This window comes from Kitasatospora sp. NPDC094015 (assembly GCF_040304075.1).
Taxonomy (GTDB): Bacteria; Actinomycetota; Actinomycetes; order Streptomycetales; family Streptomycetaceae; genus Kitasatospora.
The window spans coordinates 290395-305366 of sequence record NZ_JBEOUL010000008.1 but is presented as its reverse complement, the minus strand read 5'-3'; the positions used below and the strand labels follow the sequence as shown (position 1 = coordinate 305366).

Sequence of the window (14972 nt, the reverse complement as noted above, 5' to 3'; positions counted from 1 at the left end):
AATCCGGCGAACTCCCAGCTCAACCGCCCGTTACCGGCAGTACCGGAGGGAACGGGGCCCCGTGGTTGAGCGGGCGAGCACCGACCCCGGGCGCCGGATGTGGCCGCGGTCACCGAACGTACCGGGTGAGCCCGCCCACATTGTCGACACAGCGTGAACCCACCCCGACACCCGGCACCCACCGACCCCACCCCCACCACCCCCACGAATGACCCGGGTCACACCGGCCACCCTCAGCGGCCGTCCGGCAGCTGTGCGTGCCGGATCAGACCGGCCACCCGGCCGTCCAGCAGCACCACGGCGGCCGGATGGCCCGCCTCGAACAGCGCGCGGGCGGCCGAGAGCGGCTGGCCGACGCCGACGGTCGGCAGCGGGCGGCCGCGCAGGGCGGTGATCGGGTCGGTGGGGCGGGCCCGGCCCTCGGCGAGCGCCGCCTCCACCTCGGCGGCGGCGAGCGAGCCGACCACGTCCGTCCCGCTCAGCCCGAACGGCCGTTCCGGGCGCGGCGTCACCACCGGGGCCACCCCGCCCGGCACCCCACTCAGCACGGTCAGCGCGGCGCCGAGCGTGCTGCCCGCGGCGACGGTGACCAGGTCGGCGCCGTCCGGCCGGCCGAGCAGCTCGCGCACGGTCGGCTCCCCGCCCGGCTCCTCCAGGAAGCCCCACTCCCGCAGCCAGTCGTCGCTGTAGAGCTTGGAGAGGTAGGAGCGGCCGGAGTCGGGGAGCAGCACCACCACTAGGTCGTCGGGCCCGAGCGTGCGGGCCACCCGCAGCGCCGCCGCGACGGCGGTCCCGGAGGACGGCCCGGCCAGCAGCCCCTCCTCCCGGGCCAGGCTGCGGGCGGTGAGCAGCGACTCCCGGTCGGAGATCCGCTCGAACCGGTCCACCACCTCGGGGTGGAAGGACTGCGGCCAGACGTCCTCGACCGTCTCGGGGTGGACGAAGTGGCCGATGCTCTCGACGAAGTAGGGGCTGCCGTCGCCACCGCCGTACTCCGAGGCCTCGGGATCGGCGCCGACCACGGTGACGGCGCCGCCGGAGACCTTCTTCAGGTAGCCGCCGGTGCCGCTGATGGTGCCGCCGGTGCCGACCCCGGCCACGAAGTGCGTGATCCGGCCCGCGGTCTGCTCCCAGATCTCCGGGCCGGTGGTCCGGACGTGGGCGTCAGGGTTGGCGGGATTGTCGTACTGGTTGGCGAGCCAGGCGCCGGGGATCTCGGCGGCCAGCCTCCGTACCACGTTGAAGAGGTGGTCCGGGTGCTGCTTGGGCAGCGCCGCCGGGGCCACCACCACCTCGGCGCCGTAGGCCCGCAGGATGTCGGACTTCTCCACGGACGAACGGTCGGACACCCCGACGATCACCCGGTAGCCGCGCAGCCGTCCGACCAGGGCCAGCCCGATGCCGGTGTTGCCGGAGGTGGCCTCGATGATCGTCCCGCCGGGGCGCAGCGAGCCGTCCTGCTCGGCCGCCAGCACCATCGAGAGCGCGGCGCGGTCCTTGACGCTGCCGCCGATGCTGAGGAACTCGGCCTTCGCGTACACCGGCGCGGCGATGCCCGCGCCCAGCCGGGTGAGGCGGAACAGCGGGGTGCCGCCGATCGCGTCCTGGACCGATTCGAAAACCGTCACGGCGGTCTCCTCCCCGTACCTCCAGGGGAGTTGCCAGGCCCTGCGGTGCGGGCCGGCCCCCCTGTGCCTCGCCGTCCGTCCCGTCGGGCAGCCTCCCGCAGGCCGGGCGCCGGACGCAAGTCGCCACTCGGGGGTGGTCGGCGGGCGAACGGACGTGCCGCGGTGCGGTTCTGACGCCGGGTCGGACAGCGGCCCCCGGGCGCGCGGCGGCGCCGGGGGCCGGGGCCGGGGTCAGGAGAGCTGGCCGCCGTAGTCGGGCAGCTTGAAGGTGCGCTCGGCGTGGCCGCCGACCAGGTCGGTGGTGTTGTTGCCGATGTTGGCCACGATCGTGTAGCCGTTGCGCTCGATCTCCGCGCGCTTGGCGGTCTTGAAGACGGAGGTCTCCTGGAAGAGGTCCAGGAACGAGCGGCCGTAGAGCCCGTCGACCGGGTACCCCACGGTGGTCAGGTTGCACCGGGTGATCCAGTCGATGAAGCCCGGGCGCGCGGTGACGAAGAAGACCTTCACGCCGCGCGCGCTCGCCGACCGGGCGACCGCGAGGACGGCCCGGACCGCCGGGGTCGGCAGGCCGGGCGTGTAGTCCGTCTCCAGCGAGGTGTTGTCGATGTCCAGGACGATCGCCGGCTGCTCGCCCGCGGCCGGGACTCTGCCCTTGAGGTAGGCGTCCGCCTGGTCGGCGACGGCTTGGACGTCCTTGAGCCAGGTCGCGTACGGCACATTGGGCTTGCCGAGCGACGGCGCCACCTGGGGCGCGGCCTGCGGGGCGGCGGCGACGGCGGGGGCGCCGGCCGCGAGGGTGAGCGTCACTCCCACCGCGGCGGCCGCTGCGAGGGTGCGGCGCCGACGACCGAGTACTGCCATGTCCGTGCTCCTTCAATCGGGGTCTGGAGCAGGATGGGGCACCCGGGTTACCCGTGGGTAGCCATTGGACCAAGATTCTTTGCCGATCCGCACCGGTGTTGTTCACACCGTCAGCCGGACGGGCCGGGGGCGGAGTTGCTGCCGCGCGGCCCGATCTCCGCCCTGGCCCGTCACCGCCCCCGGCCCGTCACCGCGCCCGGCCCGTCACCGCCGCCGGCTCCCCGATGTCAGAGGTCGATCACGTCGGGCGCGTCGGAACCCTCGGGCGCGTCGGGCGCGGAGAAGCTCAGGGCGAAGCCTCCGTCGACCTGGTGGGCGGCCCGCGGTTCCGGGAGGTCCGGTTCGGGCTGCTGGAAGAGGGCCAGCCCGGCGGGCCGGGGGCGCGGCCCGGCGGCCGGGGCGCAGGCACCGGCGGCGGGCTCGGAGAAGGGCAGCCCGAGCGGGCTGCGTTCGACGATCATGCCCCAGTGTCGCACCCCGGGCCGCCCGCGCCGCCCGGGGCACCGGGGTGAGCCGTCGGTGCCGGCGCGTCACCGGCGGTCGGGCGTTGCGGGATCACGGTGCCCGGGCCGGGACGCAGGGGCTATCGTGTGGCCATGGCCACCGTTGTGGAGCTGCCGCAGCAGCTGGAGGAAGCGGTCCGCGCGAGGGCCGCCGAAGCGGGGTTGAGCGTCGACGCCTACGTCCTCAGGGTGCTGACCGCCGATCAGCTGGCGGCCGCCGGCACGGCGGCGGAGCGCGCGGCCCGGGCCGGCGCCCTCGCGGCGGCCGCCCACCGGCACTGGGTCGAGGGCGGGCGCAGCGAGGCGGGGTGGCTCTCGGTGGAGGAGGTCCTCGGCCACTGAGCCGCACCGGCCGGCCGGCCGGGCACGCGGTACTCCGCCGGCCGGTCGACACACGGTGCTCCTCCGGTCAGGAGGCCTCGACGGCCGCCTTGATCCGGCCGACGAAGCCGTCCGCGTCCTTGCGGGCGGCGCTCAGCGCGAAGCCGGCCACCAGCTTGCCGATGCCGTGCCCCTCGAGCCCGTTGAAGAACCGCAGCCGGGTGTGGCCGTTCGGCAGCGCCTCCAGGTCGTAGCCGCCCTCGCTCGAGGTGACCGGGTTCTGCGAGATCTCGGTCCAGCGGATCCGGGTCGGCGCCACCAGTTCGGTGATCTTGTTGTCCCGGCGGCTCTTCATGCCGGCGTCCTTGGTGGTGCTGGAGAACACCGTGCCGACCCCGGTCGGGCCGGCCGGCACCTTGGAGATCTGCAGCACCCTGGGGCTGAACTTGGGATCGTTCTCGCCGTCCGCGAGGAAGGCGAACACCTCCTCGATCGGGCGGTCGATCTCGACCGTCGCCTCGAACTGACCCGCCATGCGCTCTCCTCGGACCACTCGTGTGCCGCCTGGATGTGCGGAGATCCTCGCAGACCGCGGCCGGGATCGGCGGCAGGGCACGCGCCCCTACGCCCCCGGGGTGAATGAACCTGCGCGCGCCGGGCAGGCGCGCCGCGGGCCCCAGGACGGCCGACGGGCGCGAGACTGGACGGCGGCGGCGAGGACGGGCCCGCCCCGGCCCGTCGTACCGATCGGGCCGGCGGGCCGCGTGGAGCGGGAGGCGGTGAGCAGGCGGTGGCGGACACCCCGACCGAGCTGCGGCCCGCCCGGCCGCCGGGCGGACCACGGGTGCGGCTGGCGCTGCGGCTGCTCTGGCAACGCGGCCGCGAGGTCGAGCTGATGCGCAGGGCGATGGGCTTCGCCGCACTCGGCCTGGTGACGCTGGTCCCGCTGCTGATCGTGGTGGCGGCGGCCTCGCCGGTGCACGGGACGGGGTTCGCCGGCTGGGTGATCGACGGTCTCGGGCTGTCCGGGCGTTCGGCCGCCGCGGTCCAGGACCTGTTCTCCTCGCCGCGCCGGGTGCTGAGCACCGCCACCGCGCTGAGCCTGGCGGCCGGAGCGGTGTTCGGGGTCTCCTTCATGTCCTGCCTGCAGACCGGGTACGAGCGGATCTGGGGGCTCGGCGCGGCGGCCTGGCACGCGGTCTGGCGGCAGGCGGTCGGGCTGGCCGGGCTGGTGGGCTACCTGCTGGCCGCGGCCTGGAGCGGCGTCCCGCTGGACGGCACGGACGGGCAGCCGGCCCTGCGGCTGGCGGTCACCGTGGGCGGCGGGGTGGTGTTCTTCTGGTGGATCCAGTGGTTCCTGCTGGGCGGCCGGGTGCCCTGGCGGGCGCTGCTGCCGGGGTCCCTCGCGACGGTCGGGGCGCTGGTGGGGCTGCGGGTCTTCTCCAGCCTGGTGTTCTCGCCGCTCATCGTGTCGAGCGCGCTCTCGTACGGGGCGATCGGCACGGTGCTGGTGGTGCTGTCCTGGCTGATCGGCGTCGGGTTCACCGTCTTCGCCGGGGCGCTGGCCGGTCATGCCGGGTGGACGGCGTACCGGGCGCGGCGGCCCGCGGGCTGAGCGGACGCCGCCGCCGGGCCGTTGGTCCCGCGGACGGGGGCCGTCGGGCTCCTGCGGGCGGGCCCGCGCTCGCGCAGCCTGGAACGGTCGGGGCGTACGGCTCCCGAGCAGTCCCACCAGACCTGGAGCCCACCCGATGACCGACGAGGCCACCGCGCACCGCCTGATCGACGCCTTCTTCACCCACTGCCACCATTGCGAGCAGCCCTCCGACCCGGACTGCCACGAGCGGGCGCACTGGCGGCTCTACCTGGACCTCGACCCCGCCACGGTGCAGCGGGTGCGCGCCTGGCTGGCCGGACCGGCCGAGAACCGCACCACCCCGGGCGAGCGGGCGGCGCTGCTGCGCTGGCTCGACACCTGCGGCCCCTGAAGCGGCCACGGCCCGGGTGGAGGCCGCCGGGCCCCGGTGCTGCACCGGAACGACGGACGACCGGGAGGAGCCCGCCGTGCACGTTCTGCGCATCCAGCACGCGACGCCCGACTACCCCGCGTGGAAGGCCGCCTTCGACAGCGAACCGCTCGACCGGACCGCCTGCGGCGTGCGCCGCCACCGCGTGCTGCGGCCGGCGGACGACCCGGGGGTGGTCATGATCGACCTGGAGTTCGAGACCGCGGACGAGGCCCGGGCCGTGCTCGCCGCGCTGCGCGAGATGTGGACCAAGGTCACGCTGGTCCGGCGGCCCGAGGCCGTGCTCGCCGAGCTGGTGGAGGTCCAGGAGTACTGACGCCGCCGCGGCCGGTGGTCGGCACCCGCACGGTCCCGGCCCCGGACCGCCTGCGCCGCCGTCCCGCCGGGAAGCCGGGAGGCCCGCCGTGACCTGCGGCGACGCCGGCGCTACCCTCGTGGTCCAGCTGGAGCGACGCGGTGTCAGGACCGCGTCGAAACCGCCGCGTATTTCTGTGATCCGGCCCGCTCCCGCGGGTCTCCGGTACACGGGGGCTCCAGGGGCGGACGAGTGAGGACAGCGGATGTACGTGGACGGTGAGGTCGGGGCGGCGGTGGTCGTCGCCGCGCAGGCGGGTGACCAGGACGCGCGGGACAGACTGGTCGGCGCCTGCCTGCCGCTGCTGTACAACGTCGTCGGCCGGGCCATGAACGGGCACGGCGAGGTGGACGACGTGGTCCAGGAGACCATGGTCCGGGTGGTCAGCAGCCTCGGTGGCCTGCGCGACCCGGAGTCCTTCCGGTCCTGGCTGATCGCCGTCGCGATGAACGAGGTCCGGCGCCGCTGGACGGCCCGGCAGAGCACCCAGGCCGCGCCGCTCGAAGGCCTGGAGGGCGACCGGGAGGTGGCCGATCCCGGGTCGGACTTCGTCGGCCTGACCATCCTGCGCCTCGGGCTCTCCGGGCAGCGCAAGGAGGTCGCCGAGGCCACCCGCTGGCTGGACGACGGCGACCGGGACCTGCTGTCGCTGTGGTGGCTGGAGACCGCGGGCGAACTCTCCCGGGAGGAGCTGGCCACCTCCCTGGACCTGTCGCGCCAGCACGCGGCGGTCCGGGTGCAGCGGATGAAGGAGCAGCTCGAACTGGGACGGGTGGTGGTCCGGGCGCTGGCGGCCGATCCGCGCTGCGCCGAGCTGACGGCGCTGGTCGCCCCCTGGGACGGCCACCCGGGCGCGCTGTGGCGCAAGCGCATAGCCCGGCACACCCGGGCCTGCGCGATCTGCTCCGGCCACCAGCGCGGCCTGATGCCGGCCGAGGGGCTGCTGGCCGGCCTCGGCATGGTGATGCCCGCGCACGACCTGTGGCCCGCCTACGCGCACAGCGCCTGGTCGGCGCCGGCGGCCGGATCGGGCACCGGCGCCCTGCACGCGGGGTCCGGTGCGGGCTCGGGCGCCGGCGCGGGCACGGGGCCGGCCGGCCCGGCCGTTCCGGGCCCCCGGCTGCCCCGGGTGCCCCGCCCGGTCGCCGTGGCCGGCGCGGCCGCGCTGGCCGTGTCGGTGGCGATCTTCGCGCTCCCCGACCACCAGGACGGCGGGCCCCGGGCGGCCGATCCGGCGCCCGCGGTGCCGGCGGTCGCGACCAGCGCCGTCGCCCCGACCCCCGAGCCGTCGCCCTCCCCCTCGCCGTCCCCTTCGCCGAGCCCGTCGGCCAGCCCGTCCCCGTCCCCCTCGGCGAGCCCGAGCCCGACGCCCACCCCTTCGGCCAGCCCGAGCCCGAGCCAGCGCAGCACCGAGCTGCAGTTCCTCGACCTGGTCAACGCCAAGCGGGCGCAGCACGGCTGCGGGCCGCTCAAGGTGGACGCCCGGGTGCACGCCGCCGCCCAGCGGCACTCGGACGACATGGCCGCGCGCGGCTACTTCGACCACGCGGGGCCCGGCGGCGACCAGCCCGCCGACCGGCTGACCGCGGCCGGCTACCAGTGGAGCCGCTGGGGCGAGAACCTCGACCAGGGCCGCAAGACGCCCGCCGAGCTGGTGGACGACTGGATGGACGGGGCCGTGCACCAGGACAACCTGCTGGAGTGCCGGTTCGTCGCGGCCGGCCTGGCGACGGCCACCGGCGCGGCGGGCCCGGTCTGGACGCTCGACCTCGGGGCGCCCCGGTGACGGAGCTGCCCGCAGAGCTGGCGGCCGCCCTGGCCCAGGTGTACCGGCCGGCCGGGCTGGTCTGCTCGCCCCCGGTCGCCGAGGCCGAGAGCGCCGAGTACGCGGCGTACCGGTTCACGCTGGAGGGGCGGGCCGTGGTCTTCCGGACGGCCAAGGTGACACCGGTCAAGGCGGGCCTGTTCGTCACGGTGTGGCAGCGCTTCCCCGGCGGCCCGATCCGGCCGTTCGACCTGGCCGACCCGGTCGACCTGTTCGTCGTCGCGGTCCGGGACGGGCAGGACCGGGGGCAGTTCGTCCTGCCGGCCGGAGTGCTCGCCGGGCGCGGGGTGCTGGCGCGGGACGGGGTGGGCGGCAAGCGCGCGCTGCGGGTGTACCCGCCGTGGGTCGCGACCTCCTCCGGGCAGGCCCGGACCACCCAGCGCTGGCAGCAGCCGTACTTCCTCCCACTGGCCGGCGACGGGCCGGTCGACCTCGACCTGGCCCGGGAGCTGTACCGCCCGCCGCACCGCTGATCCCGGCGGACCGGCCGGCTGTTCGCGGTACCGGGTCGTCAGCGGGAAAATCGGGGTGGGCCGGGTGTCGATCCGGCGGCCCGCCGCCCGTCGGTACCAGTAGGAGGTCCGAACGGCGGGCCCGGTGAGATGGGAGTGCGTCATGGCGCAGTACCTGATCCTGATCTACGAGGACGAGGCGGCCTGGGCGGCGGGTGGCCCGCAGCTGGCCGAGCAGATGCTCAAGGAGCACCGGGCGTTCGGCGAGCGCAACGGTACGGTGCTGCGCGGCGGCCAGGCCCTGCACCCGGCCGCCACCGCCACCTCGATCCGGACCGACGCGGCCGGCGCGGTGAGCGTCACCGACGGCGCGTTCGCCGAGACCAAGGAGGCGCTCGGCGGCTTCTACCTGATCGAGGCGGCCGACCTGGACCAGGCGATCGCGGTCGCCCGGCAGGTCCCGGCACCGTTCGGCGGTGTGGAGGTCCGTCCGGTGCGGGAGCTCGGCTGAGGAGCGCGCGTGATGGCCGGCGACCCGTCGGTGGCGGCCGCGGTGGCCGCGGCGCACCGTCGCGAGTGGGCGTTCGTGCTCGCCGCGACGGTGCGCGTCACCCGGGACCTCGACCTGGCCGAGGAGTGCGTCCAGGAGGCGTACGCGCGGGCGCTGGCCACCTGGGGTGCGCGGGGCGTGCCGGACCGGCCGGGCGCCTGGCTGACCACCGTCGCGCGGCGGTGCGCGCTGGACCGGCTGCGCCGGGAGGGTGCGCTGCGCCGGGCGCTGCCGCTGCTGGTGGCGGAGCAGGAGGAGCCGCTGGGCCCGTCCGTCCCGGACGACCGGCTGCACCTGATCTTCACCTGCTGCCACCCCGCGCTGGCGCCGGAGGCCCGGGTGGCGCTGACCCTGCGGCTGCTGTGCGGTCTGACCACGGCGGAGGTGGCCCGGGCCTTCCTGGTGGGCGAGTCCGCGATGGCGGCCCGGATCACCCGCGCCAAGAAGAAGATCGCCGCCGCGCAGATCCCGTACCGGGTGCCGGAGCCGCCGGAGCTGCCCGAGCGGGTGGACGCCGTGCTGGCCGTGGTGCACCTGCTCTTCACCACCGGTCACACCGCGCCGGGCGGCACCGACCTGACCAGGCGTGACCTGGTGGAACGCTCGCTCGACCTGGCCCGGATGCTGCGCGCCCTGCTGCCCGGGGACGCCGAGGTGGCCGGGCTGCTGGCGCTGATCCTGCTCACCGACGCGCGCAGCCCCGCCCGGTCGGGCGACGGCGGGCGCCTGGTGCTGCTCGCCGAGCAGGACCGCGGCCGCTGGGACCGGCAGGCCGTGGCGGAGGGCGCGGCGCTGGTGCGCGAGGCGCTGCGGCCGCGCCCACCGGGCCGGTACGCGCTGATGGCGGCGATCGCCGCCGTGCACTCGGAGGCCGCCAGCTGGCCGGAGACCGACTGGCGGGAGCTGCGCGCGCTCTACGACCTGCTGGTGCGCCGCTGGCCGTCGCCGGTGGTCGCGCTCAACCGGGCGGTCGCGGTCGGCTTCGCCGACGGGTTCGAGGCCGGACTCGCCGAACTGGACGCGCTGGGCGCCGAACCGCAGCTGGCCGGCTACGGCTACCTGGCCGCCGCCCGCGCCGACTTCCTCGGCCGGCTGGGCCGGACCGCCGAGGCCGAGGCGGCCTACCAGGAGGCGCTGCTGCTCACCGGGAACGCCGTCGAGCGCCGCTTCCTCGCCGACCGGCTGGAGCGACTCGGGCCGGATCATCGCTGATCAGAGCACCCGCGCCGAGCACAGCGGGTGACCGAACGGTGTACCTATCCGATCTGGACATTGACAGGCGGCCGGGTGAGACTGAGGGCTGAACGACGGCCGGCCGGCCCCACGCCGGCGACGACCGCACCCCCGGTCCCGCCCGTCCTCGGCCCCCGCTCCCGTGCGTGCACCCCTCCCGGCAGCGGTCGGCCGCAGCGCCCAGCGTGGTGGCTCCGCCCGGACCGGGCTCCCCCGCGCACCGCGACCAGCCCGCCGTCCACCGGCCGGGCCCGGCCGCGGGTGCACCACCGGCGCAACCGTCCGGGCCTCCCCCGCGCACCGGACCGCGCGCCGTGCTCCGCCCTCCGCCCGCCCCCGCGTGTCCACCCACGCCGGGAGGCAGCTCAGGACGGAGACCGCGGAGGTCCGTACCGTAGCGGCCCCCGCTCCCCGAGGAGCTCATCGATGAGGACCGCCCACCACTACCCGGCCGGCACCCGAGCCGCCGCCTACCTGCGCTGCTATCCCGCGGACACCTGGCAGATGACGGCCCACCGCGAGATGCTGCGCCGGCACGCGCTGCGGCTCGGCCTGCCCGAACCCGTCGTCTTCATCGACAACGGCTGCCGCTCGTTCGACCCGCTGCCCCGGCTGGAGGAGCTGTTGCGGCACGCGGCGGAAGGGATCTTCCGGGTGATCCTCATCCCCGGTTCCTGGGTCTTCAGCCTCGACGACGGGGAGGCCCACCGGGTACGCCGGCGGCTGGCCGGGCACGGCTGCCAGGTGCTCGAACCGGCGCACGCCCGCCTCTCCGGGCCTACCGTGGTGTGAACGGGTCCATCCGCCGTTGAGCGGGCGCCCGACCCACCAGGACGAGGAGGGCCGGCCACGTGGTCATCCCCAGGCTGTCCCCGCCGCCGACCCGGGCCCCGGCCCTGCGGTTCGGCGTCGAGGAGGAATTCCTGCTGGTGGACGCCGCGACCGGCGCCGCCGTCCCACGTGCCGAACAGGTGCTGACCGAGGCCGCGCGCACCCTCGGTGGCCGGGCCCAGGGCGAGTTCTGCGCCACCCAGGTCGAGGGCTGCACCCGGCCGGTCACCAGCGCGGCGGCGCTGCGCGAGGACCTGGTCGGGGTCCGCCGGGTGCTCGGCGAGGCGGCCGCCCTGGCCGGCTGCCTGCTGATCGCCTCCGGCACCCCCGTGCTCCCCAGCCCGCACCCGCTGCCGCTGAACGGCTCCGGGCGCTACCACCGCATCTTCGAGCACGTCGGGCCGGTCGCCGACCAGGCCGGCGGCGAGATGTGCGGCTGCCACGTGCACGTCGGCGACCTCACGCGGGCCGAGGCGCTCGCGGTCGGCAACCGGCTGCGCCGCTGGCTCCCCGCCCTGCACGCGCTCAGCGCCAACTCCCCGTACTGCGAAGGCCTGGACCGTGGGGTCGCCAGCTACCGCACGGTCTGCTTCGGCCGGTGGCCGACGGTCGGTCCGGCCCCCGTGCTGGACGAGCACGGCTACGAGCGGACCATGGAGCGGCTGCTCGGCACCGGGGTGCTGCTCGACCGGCGGATGGTGTACTGGTACTGCCGCCCGTCCGAGCACCTCCCGACGCTGGAGGTGCGGGTCGCGGACGTCAACGCCGACCTGGACACCACCGTGCTGATCGCCGTGCTGGTGCGCGCGCTGGTCGCCGTCCTGCTCCAGGAGGTCCGCAGCGGGACGCCGGACCGGGAGGTGGCACCCGGCCTGCTGCGGGCGGCCCACCGGCGGGCCGCGCGGGTCGGTCTGGGCGGTGCCTGGCTCGATCCGGGCACCGGGCGGGCCCGGCCCGCGCCGGTGCTGCTGGCCGAACTGCTCCGGTTCGCGGAACCCGCCCTGGACGCGCACGGCGACCTGCCGCGCGCCCGGCGGCTGCTGACCCGTACGGTCACCTGCGGCACCGGCGCCGACCGGCAGCGGGCCTCCTTCGCCCAGCGGGGTTCGCTGCGCGACGTGGTCGCCGACCTCGCCGACCTGACCGCCCGGGACGCGCAGGGCGCCGGCCGCCCGCGCACGCTCACGGCGAGCCGCTGAGGTGGCGGCCGGCACCGACGGGCCGCCGCCGGCCCGGGGGCGCGACGAGACCCCCGACGAGCGCGCCGACCGGCAGTGGGTCGAGCTGCTCCAGGAGATCCGGATCGCCCAGAACGGCGCCCAGATCATGTTCGGCTTCCTGCTCACCCTCGCCTTCACCGGCCGCTTCCCCGACCTGATCGGCTTCGACCGCGGGCTGTACGTGGCCGCGGTCACGCTCGGCGCGTTCGCCACCGGGACGCTGATCGCCCCGGTCACCTACCACCGGATCCTGGCCGGCCGACACCTCAAGCCGCGGATGGTCGCCGCCGTCAGCAAGCTGGTCACCCTCGGCGTCGGGCTGCTCGCGCTCACGGTCGGCTCGACGCTGCTGCTGGTGCTCCGGGTGGCGGGGCTGGAGTGGGGCGCGTGGGTGGTCACCGGGGTGGTGCTGCTCTGGTTCGCGGTGAGCTGGCTAATCCTGCCGACCACGCTGCTGCGGGGCGGGGCGCCGTCGCGCGGGCGCGGCTGAGGGTCGGGCCGGTCAGCACCAGTCGCTGGGCCGGTGCTCGTCGGTGTCCAGCCCGCCCGCGTCCAGGGTCCGCCGGATCCACCCGTCGAGATCGGTGAGGTACTGCTCGCACCCGGCCGGCACCTCGGCGAACGAGCGCCGCAGGAAGTCGACCAGGCCCGCGCTCTGCGCCCGCAGCACCGCCGTCGACCCGTCGACGCCGCACAGCTCCAGCGTGACGTGCCGGTGGCCGGCCTCGGGCCGGATCAGCACGTCCCCGTGCCCGGCCGGCACGTCCAGGCCCTCGGCGAGCAGGTCCCGGGCGAAGGCCCAGTGCTCCGGGGCGTCCGGCGGGACGTCGAAGTCGACGTGCACGGCGAACGGGTCACCCGCGTCGTAGCGCCACAGCGATCTGATCGGCAGCCGGACGTCGTCGGCGAGCAGCAGTTCCGCAGGGACGGCGGCGGTGACGCGGGCGGTGGTGGTCATACGGGTGCCGATTCCTTCCGACGGCCGGGCCGCGCCCTGTGGACGGTCCGGGGACGCGCCCTCGCCTGCCCGCCGCCGCGCCGCGCAAACACCTGCTCAGCACCCGCCCTACGCTGCTGGTACCGGGCGCCGACCCGGGCCGGGCACCGACCGGCCGGGCGCCGGGGAAGGGCGGGCCCGGATGGACTTCGAGACCGTGGCCGACGAGCTGTACGGCCTGCCGCCGACCGGGTTCACCGCCGCCCGGGACGCCGCCGTCCGGCAGGCCGGGGCGGAGGGCGACCGGGCGCTGGCGGGCCGGCTCGGCGGGCTGCGGCGGCCCACCCGGGGCGCCTGGCTGGCCAACCTGCTGGTGCGCGCCCACCCGGCGGAGATCGGGCCGCTGCTGGAGCTCGGCGAGGGGCTGCGCGAGGCCCAGCGCGGGCGCACGGGCACCCGGCTGCGGGAGCTGTCCGAACGCCGCCGGGAGCTGGTCGACGCGCTCACCCGGCAGGCCGAGGAGGCCGCCGCGGCGGACGGCCTGCCCGCCGGGGAGCCCGCCCTGCGGGACCTGGAGCAGACCTTGCGGGCCGTCCTGGCCGATCCGCGGGCCGCCGACGCCTTCGCGGCGGGCCGGCTCACCACCGGGCTGGACGACGCGGCGGCGCTGCCCGCGGCGACCGCCGCCACCGGGCCGCACCCGGGTCCGGCCCGGACCCGGGAACGTCGGACCACGGCGAAGGACCGGACCACCGCGAAGGCCGCTCGGGAGGCCGCGGCACAGCAGGCTTCTCAGCGGGCCGCGGTGAAGACGGCGGAGAAGGCCGCCGCGAGGGCCGCGGCCGAGCTGGAGCGGCGCACCGCCCGGTACGAGGACGCCGTGGCCCGCGCCGAGCGGACCGCCGAGGCGCTGGCCCGGGCCGAACAGACGCACCGGCGCGCCGAGCAGGCACGGGCCGACCGCGCCGCCGAGCTGGCCGATGCCCGCAGCAACGCCGAGCAGGCCGCCGGGGCGCTCCGGGAGCTGCGCGGCGGGCGCTGAGGACCCGGGCCTAGGCCCTCTCTTCCGGATCTTGCCGGGCGCACGACGCCGGGCATCCCGGCTGGACGCACCGGCGAAACGCCCAAGTGCACCCAGCACGAGGACGTTCCGCCGGCACGCCCAGCCGGGCGCCCACCGCCGCGCGCTGATCCGACAAGATCCGAAAGAGAGGGCCTAGCGGCGGCGGGTCAGTGCGGGCTCCCGCGCCGCCCGCCGACCAGGCCGGCGACGGCCACCACCACCGCGGTCCAGATCACGCCGAGCATGACCAGGACGGCCACCGAAGGCTCCCGGACGCCCACCGCGAGCAGTCCGACCGCGCACACCACCAACCAGACCACGGTGGAGCCGCGAACCGCCCGCACCTCCATCCGGGCACGCTGCAGCCGGCCCGGCCGCATCGTGCTCAACTGCCGGTCGAGACGCGTGTCGGCCCTCAGCTCCGCCTCGATCGAGGCGAGGATCTGCCGCTCGTGCCACGACATCGCCGGTCCGTGCATAGCCGCCACCTCCGTGCTCCCGACGACGGCCCCCTGTCCGGCCGTTGCCCCGTGAACGGCGCTCCCAACCCTTCGGTGCGAGCATGGGTCGTACGGCTTCCTGCCGGGCATACGTCCGTGGGCGGGGACGACCGAGGAGGCACGGCATGAGCGACAGCCTGGCGCTGGACGTGGACCGGATCAGCAAGGAGGCCCTGCGGACGATGGCCGCAGGTCCGGCGACCAGCGGCTCAGGGCTCGACACCGAGCGGGTGGTCAGCGTCCTCAACGACGTGGTGGCGACCGAGGTGGTGGCCTGGCTGCGCTACACCCGGCACGCGATCACGGCCCGCCGGATCGACCGGCCCGAGGTGAGCGAGCGCTTCGACCTGCGCGCGGAGCAGGCCATGCGCCACGCCGAGGACACCGCGGGCCGGATCGCCGCGCTCGGCGGGCACGCCAACTTCGATCCGGAGATGCTGGCGCAGCGCGCCCACACCGACTACTCGGTGGCCGACGACCCGGCGATCCGGGCGATGGTGGAGCAGAACCTGCAGGCCTCCGGGATCGTCGTCGACGCCTACCGGGAGATTGCCCGCTGGCTCGGGGACCGCGACCCGGACAGCCGGCGGCTGGTGGAGTCGGTGCTCGCCGACGAACGGGACAACGCGCGGGCGCTGACCGAACTGCTGCGGCTCGTCTGACCGT

The 14972-nt window shown here is 76.1% G+C and carries 19 protein-coding genes; 13 read left to right on the top strand and 6 right to left on the bottom strand.

All coding sequences use genetic code 11. The features are described 5' to 3' along the window. Positions 1-233 precede the first annotated feature (233 nt). The 3 genes from ABT014_RS13825 to ABT014_RS13815 all read right to left on the bottom strand — a co-directional run bounded on the left by ABT014_RS13825 (position 234) and on the right by ABT014_RS13815 (position 2950). The gene (locus ABT014_RS13825; protein WP_350638921.1) at positions 234-1628 is read right to left on the bottom strand and encodes a pyridoxal-phosphate dependent enzyme; all 1395 of its coding nucleotides are present in this window, start codon (positions 1626-1628) and stop codon (positions 234-236) included. Positions 1629-1859: 231 nt separating this feature from the next. Next, positions 1860-2489 carry an HAD family acid phosphatase gene (locus ABT014_RS13820; protein ID WP_350638920.1) on the bottom strand — a complete coding sequence of 210 codons (630 nt, stop codon included), beginning with the start codon at positions 2487-2489 and terminating at the stop codon, positions 1860-1862. Positions 2490-2716: 227 nt separating this feature from the next. Continuing rightward, positions 2717-2950: a hypothetical protein gene (locus ABT014_RS13815; RefSeq protein WP_350638919.1), complete on the bottom strand. Its 234-nt coding sequence runs from the start codon at positions 2948-2950 to the stop codon at positions 2717-2719. Positions 2951-3085: 135 nt separating this feature from the next. Between ABT014_RS13815 and ABT014_RS13810 the strand changes: the two genes are divergently transcribed. After that, positions 3086-3334, top strand: coding sequence for a hypothetical protein (locus tag ABT014_RS13810; RefSeq protein WP_350638918.1), 249 nt, complete (start codon positions 3086-3088; stop codon positions 3332-3334). 67 nt (positions 3335-3401) lie between these two features. Here ABT014_RS13810 and ABT014_RS13805 read toward each other — a convergent pair whose 3' ends face one another. Then, on the bottom strand, positions 3402-3848 hold the full coding sequence (locus tag ABT014_RS13805; protein ID WP_350638917.1) for an SRPBCC family protein: 447 nt from the start codon (positions 3846-3848) through the stop codon (positions 3402-3404). A gap of 255 nt (positions 3849-4103) precedes the next feature. Here ABT014_RS13805 and ABT014_RS13800 point away from each other — a divergent pair, with 255 nt between their 5' ends. The 10 genes from ABT014_RS13800 (at position 4104) to ABT014_RS13755 (ending at position 12296) form a co-directional block, all read left to right on the top strand. Then, positions 4104-4928 carry a YhjD/YihY/BrkB family envelope integrity protein gene (locus ABT014_RS13800; protein WP_350638916.1) on the top strand — a complete coding sequence of 275 codons (825 nt, stop codon included), beginning with the start codon at positions 4104-4106 and terminating at the stop codon, positions 4926-4928. Positions 4929-5064: 136 nt separating this feature from the next. Further along, on the top strand, positions 5065-5301 hold the full coding sequence (locus tag ABT014_RS13795) for a hypothetical protein (RefSeq protein WP_350638915.1): 237 nt from the start codon (positions 5065-5067) through the stop codon (positions 5299-5301). 76 nt (positions 5302-5377) lie between these two features. Next, positions 5378-5656 (top strand): hypothetical protein, encoded by a 279-nt coding sequence (locus ABT014_RS13790; protein WP_350638914.1) that lies wholly within the window; start codon positions 5378-5380, stop codon positions 5654-5656. Positions 5657-5900: 244 nt separating this feature from the next. Further along, positions 5901-7481: a sigma-70 family RNA polymerase sigma factor gene (locus tag ABT014_RS13785; protein WP_350638913.1), complete on the top strand. Its 1581-nt coding sequence runs from the start codon at positions 5901-5903 to the stop codon at positions 7479-7481. After that, complete coding sequence (locus ABT014_RS13780) at positions 7478-7993, top strand: MepB family protein (protein WP_350638912.1); 516 nt, start codon at positions 7478-7480, stop codon at positions 7991-7993. Before ABT014_RS13785 ends, ABT014_RS13780 begins: the two co-directional genes overlap by 4 nt. 142 nt (positions 7994-8135) lie before the next feature. Then, the gene (locus tag ABT014_RS13775; protein WP_350638911.1) at positions 8136-8483 is read left to right on the top strand and encodes a YciI family protein; all 348 of its coding nucleotides are present in this window, start codon (positions 8136-8138) and stop codon (positions 8481-8483) included. Positions 8484-8495: 12 nt separating this feature from the next. After that, positions 8496-9734: an RNA polymerase sigma factor gene (locus ABT014_RS13770; protein WP_350638910.1), complete on the top strand. Its 1239-nt coding sequence runs from the start codon at positions 8496-8498 to the stop codon at positions 9732-9734. A 447-nt stretch (positions 9735-10181) separates the two neighbouring features. Then, complete coding sequence (locus tag ABT014_RS13765) at positions 10182-10547, top strand: serine integrase family protein (RefSeq protein ID WP_350638909.1); 366 nt, start codon at positions 10182-10184, stop codon at positions 10545-10547. 59 nt (positions 10548-10606) lie between these two features. Next, complete coding sequence (locus tag ABT014_RS13760) at positions 10607-11785, top strand: carboxylate-amine ligase (RefSeq protein WP_350638908.1); 1179 nt, start codon at positions 10607-10609, stop codon at positions 11783-11785. Position 11786: 1 nt separating this feature from the next. After that, complete coding sequence (locus ABT014_RS13755) at positions 11787-12296, top strand: DUF6328 family protein (protein WP_350638907.1); 510 nt, start codon at positions 11787-11789, stop codon at positions 12294-12296. A gap of 12 nt (positions 12297-12308) precedes the next feature. On the opposite strand, the gene ABT014_RS13750 is transcribed toward ABT014_RS13755, so the two are convergent. Beyond that, positions 12309-12764, bottom strand: coding sequence for an SsgA family sporulation/cell division regulator (locus ABT014_RS13750; RefSeq protein WP_350638906.1), 456 nt, complete (start codon positions 12762-12764; stop codon positions 12309-12311). A 181-nt stretch (positions 12765-12945) separates the two neighbouring features. Between ABT014_RS13750 and ABT014_RS13745 the strand changes: the two genes are divergently transcribed. After that, complete coding sequence (locus tag ABT014_RS13745; RefSeq protein ID WP_350638905.1) at positions 12946-13785, top strand: hypothetical protein; 840 nt, start codon at positions 12946-12948, stop codon at positions 13783-13785. A 188-nt stretch (positions 13786-13973) separates the two neighbouring features. On the opposite strand, the gene ABT014_RS13740 is transcribed toward ABT014_RS13745, so the two are convergent. Continuing rightward, positions 13974-14270, bottom strand: coding sequence for a DUF3040 domain-containing protein (locus ABT014_RS13740; protein WP_350638904.1), 297 nt, complete (start codon positions 14268-14270; stop codon positions 13974-13976). A 161-nt stretch (positions 14271-14431) separates the two neighbouring features. On the opposite strand from ABT014_RS13740, the gene ABT014_RS13735 reads away from it, so the two are divergent. Then, positions 14432-14968, top strand: coding sequence for a ferritin-like domain-containing protein (locus tag ABT014_RS13735; RefSeq protein ID WP_350638903.1), 537 nt, complete (start codon positions 14432-14434; stop codon positions 14966-14968). The last annotated feature ends 4 nt before the right edge of the window (positions 14969-14972 follow it).

Excerpts from the sequence above, each read along its gene's own strand:
- ABT014_RS13820 (WP_350638920.1), bottom strand. The coding sequence starts at position 2,489 with ATGGCAGTACTCGGTCGTCGGCGCCGCACCCTCGCAGCGGCCGCCGCG.
- ABT014_RS13815 (WP_350638919.1), bottom strand. The coding sequence starts at position 2,950 with ATGATCGTCGAACGCAGCCCGCTCGGGCTGCCCTTCTCCGAGCCCGCC.
- ABT014_RS13810 (WP_350638918.1), top strand. The coding sequence starts at position 3,086 with ATGGCCACCGTTGTGGAGCTGCCGCAGCAGCTGGAGGAAGCGGTCCGC.
- ABT014_RS13805 (WP_350638917.1), bottom strand. The coding sequence starts at position 3,848 with ATGGCGGGTCAGTTCGAGGCGACGGTCGAGATCGACCGCCCGATCGAG.
- ABT014_RS13795 (WP_350638915.1), top strand. The coding sequence starts at position 5,065 with ATGACCGACGAGGCCACCGCGCACCGCCTGATCGACGCCTTCTTCACC.
- ABT014_RS13785 (WP_350638913.1), top strand. The coding sequence starts at position 5,901 with ATGTACGTGGACGGTGAGGTCGGGGCGGCGGTGGTCGTCGCCGCGCAG.
- ABT014_RS13775 (WP_350638911.1), top strand. The coding sequence starts at position 8,136 with ATGGCGCAGTACCTGATCCTGATCTACGAGGACGAGGCGGCCTGGGCG.
- ABT014_RS13770 (WP_350638910.1), top strand. The coding sequence starts at position 8,496 with ATGGCCGGCGACCCGTCGGTGGCGGCCGCGGTGGCCGCGGCGCACCGT.
- ABT014_RS13765 (WP_350638909.1), top strand. The coding sequence starts at position 10,182 with ATGAGGACCGCCCACCACTACCCGGCCGGCACCCGAGCCGCCGCCTAC.
- ABT014_RS13750 (WP_350638906.1), bottom strand. The coding sequence starts at position 12,764 with ATGACCACCACCGCCCGCGTCACCGCCGCCGTCCCTGCGGAACTGCTG.
- ABT014_RS13745 (WP_350638905.1), top strand. The coding sequence starts at position 12,946 with ATGGACTTCGAGACCGTGGCCGACGAGCTGTACGGCCTGCCGCCGACC.
- ABT014_RS13740 (WP_350638904.1), bottom strand. The coding sequence starts at position 14,270 with ATGTCGTGGCACGAGCGGCAGATCCTCGCCTCGATCGAGGCGGAGCTG.
- ABT014_RS13735 (WP_350638903.1), top strand. The coding sequence starts at position 14,432 with ATGAGCGACAGCCTGGCGCTGGACGTGGACCGGATCAGCAAGGAGGCC.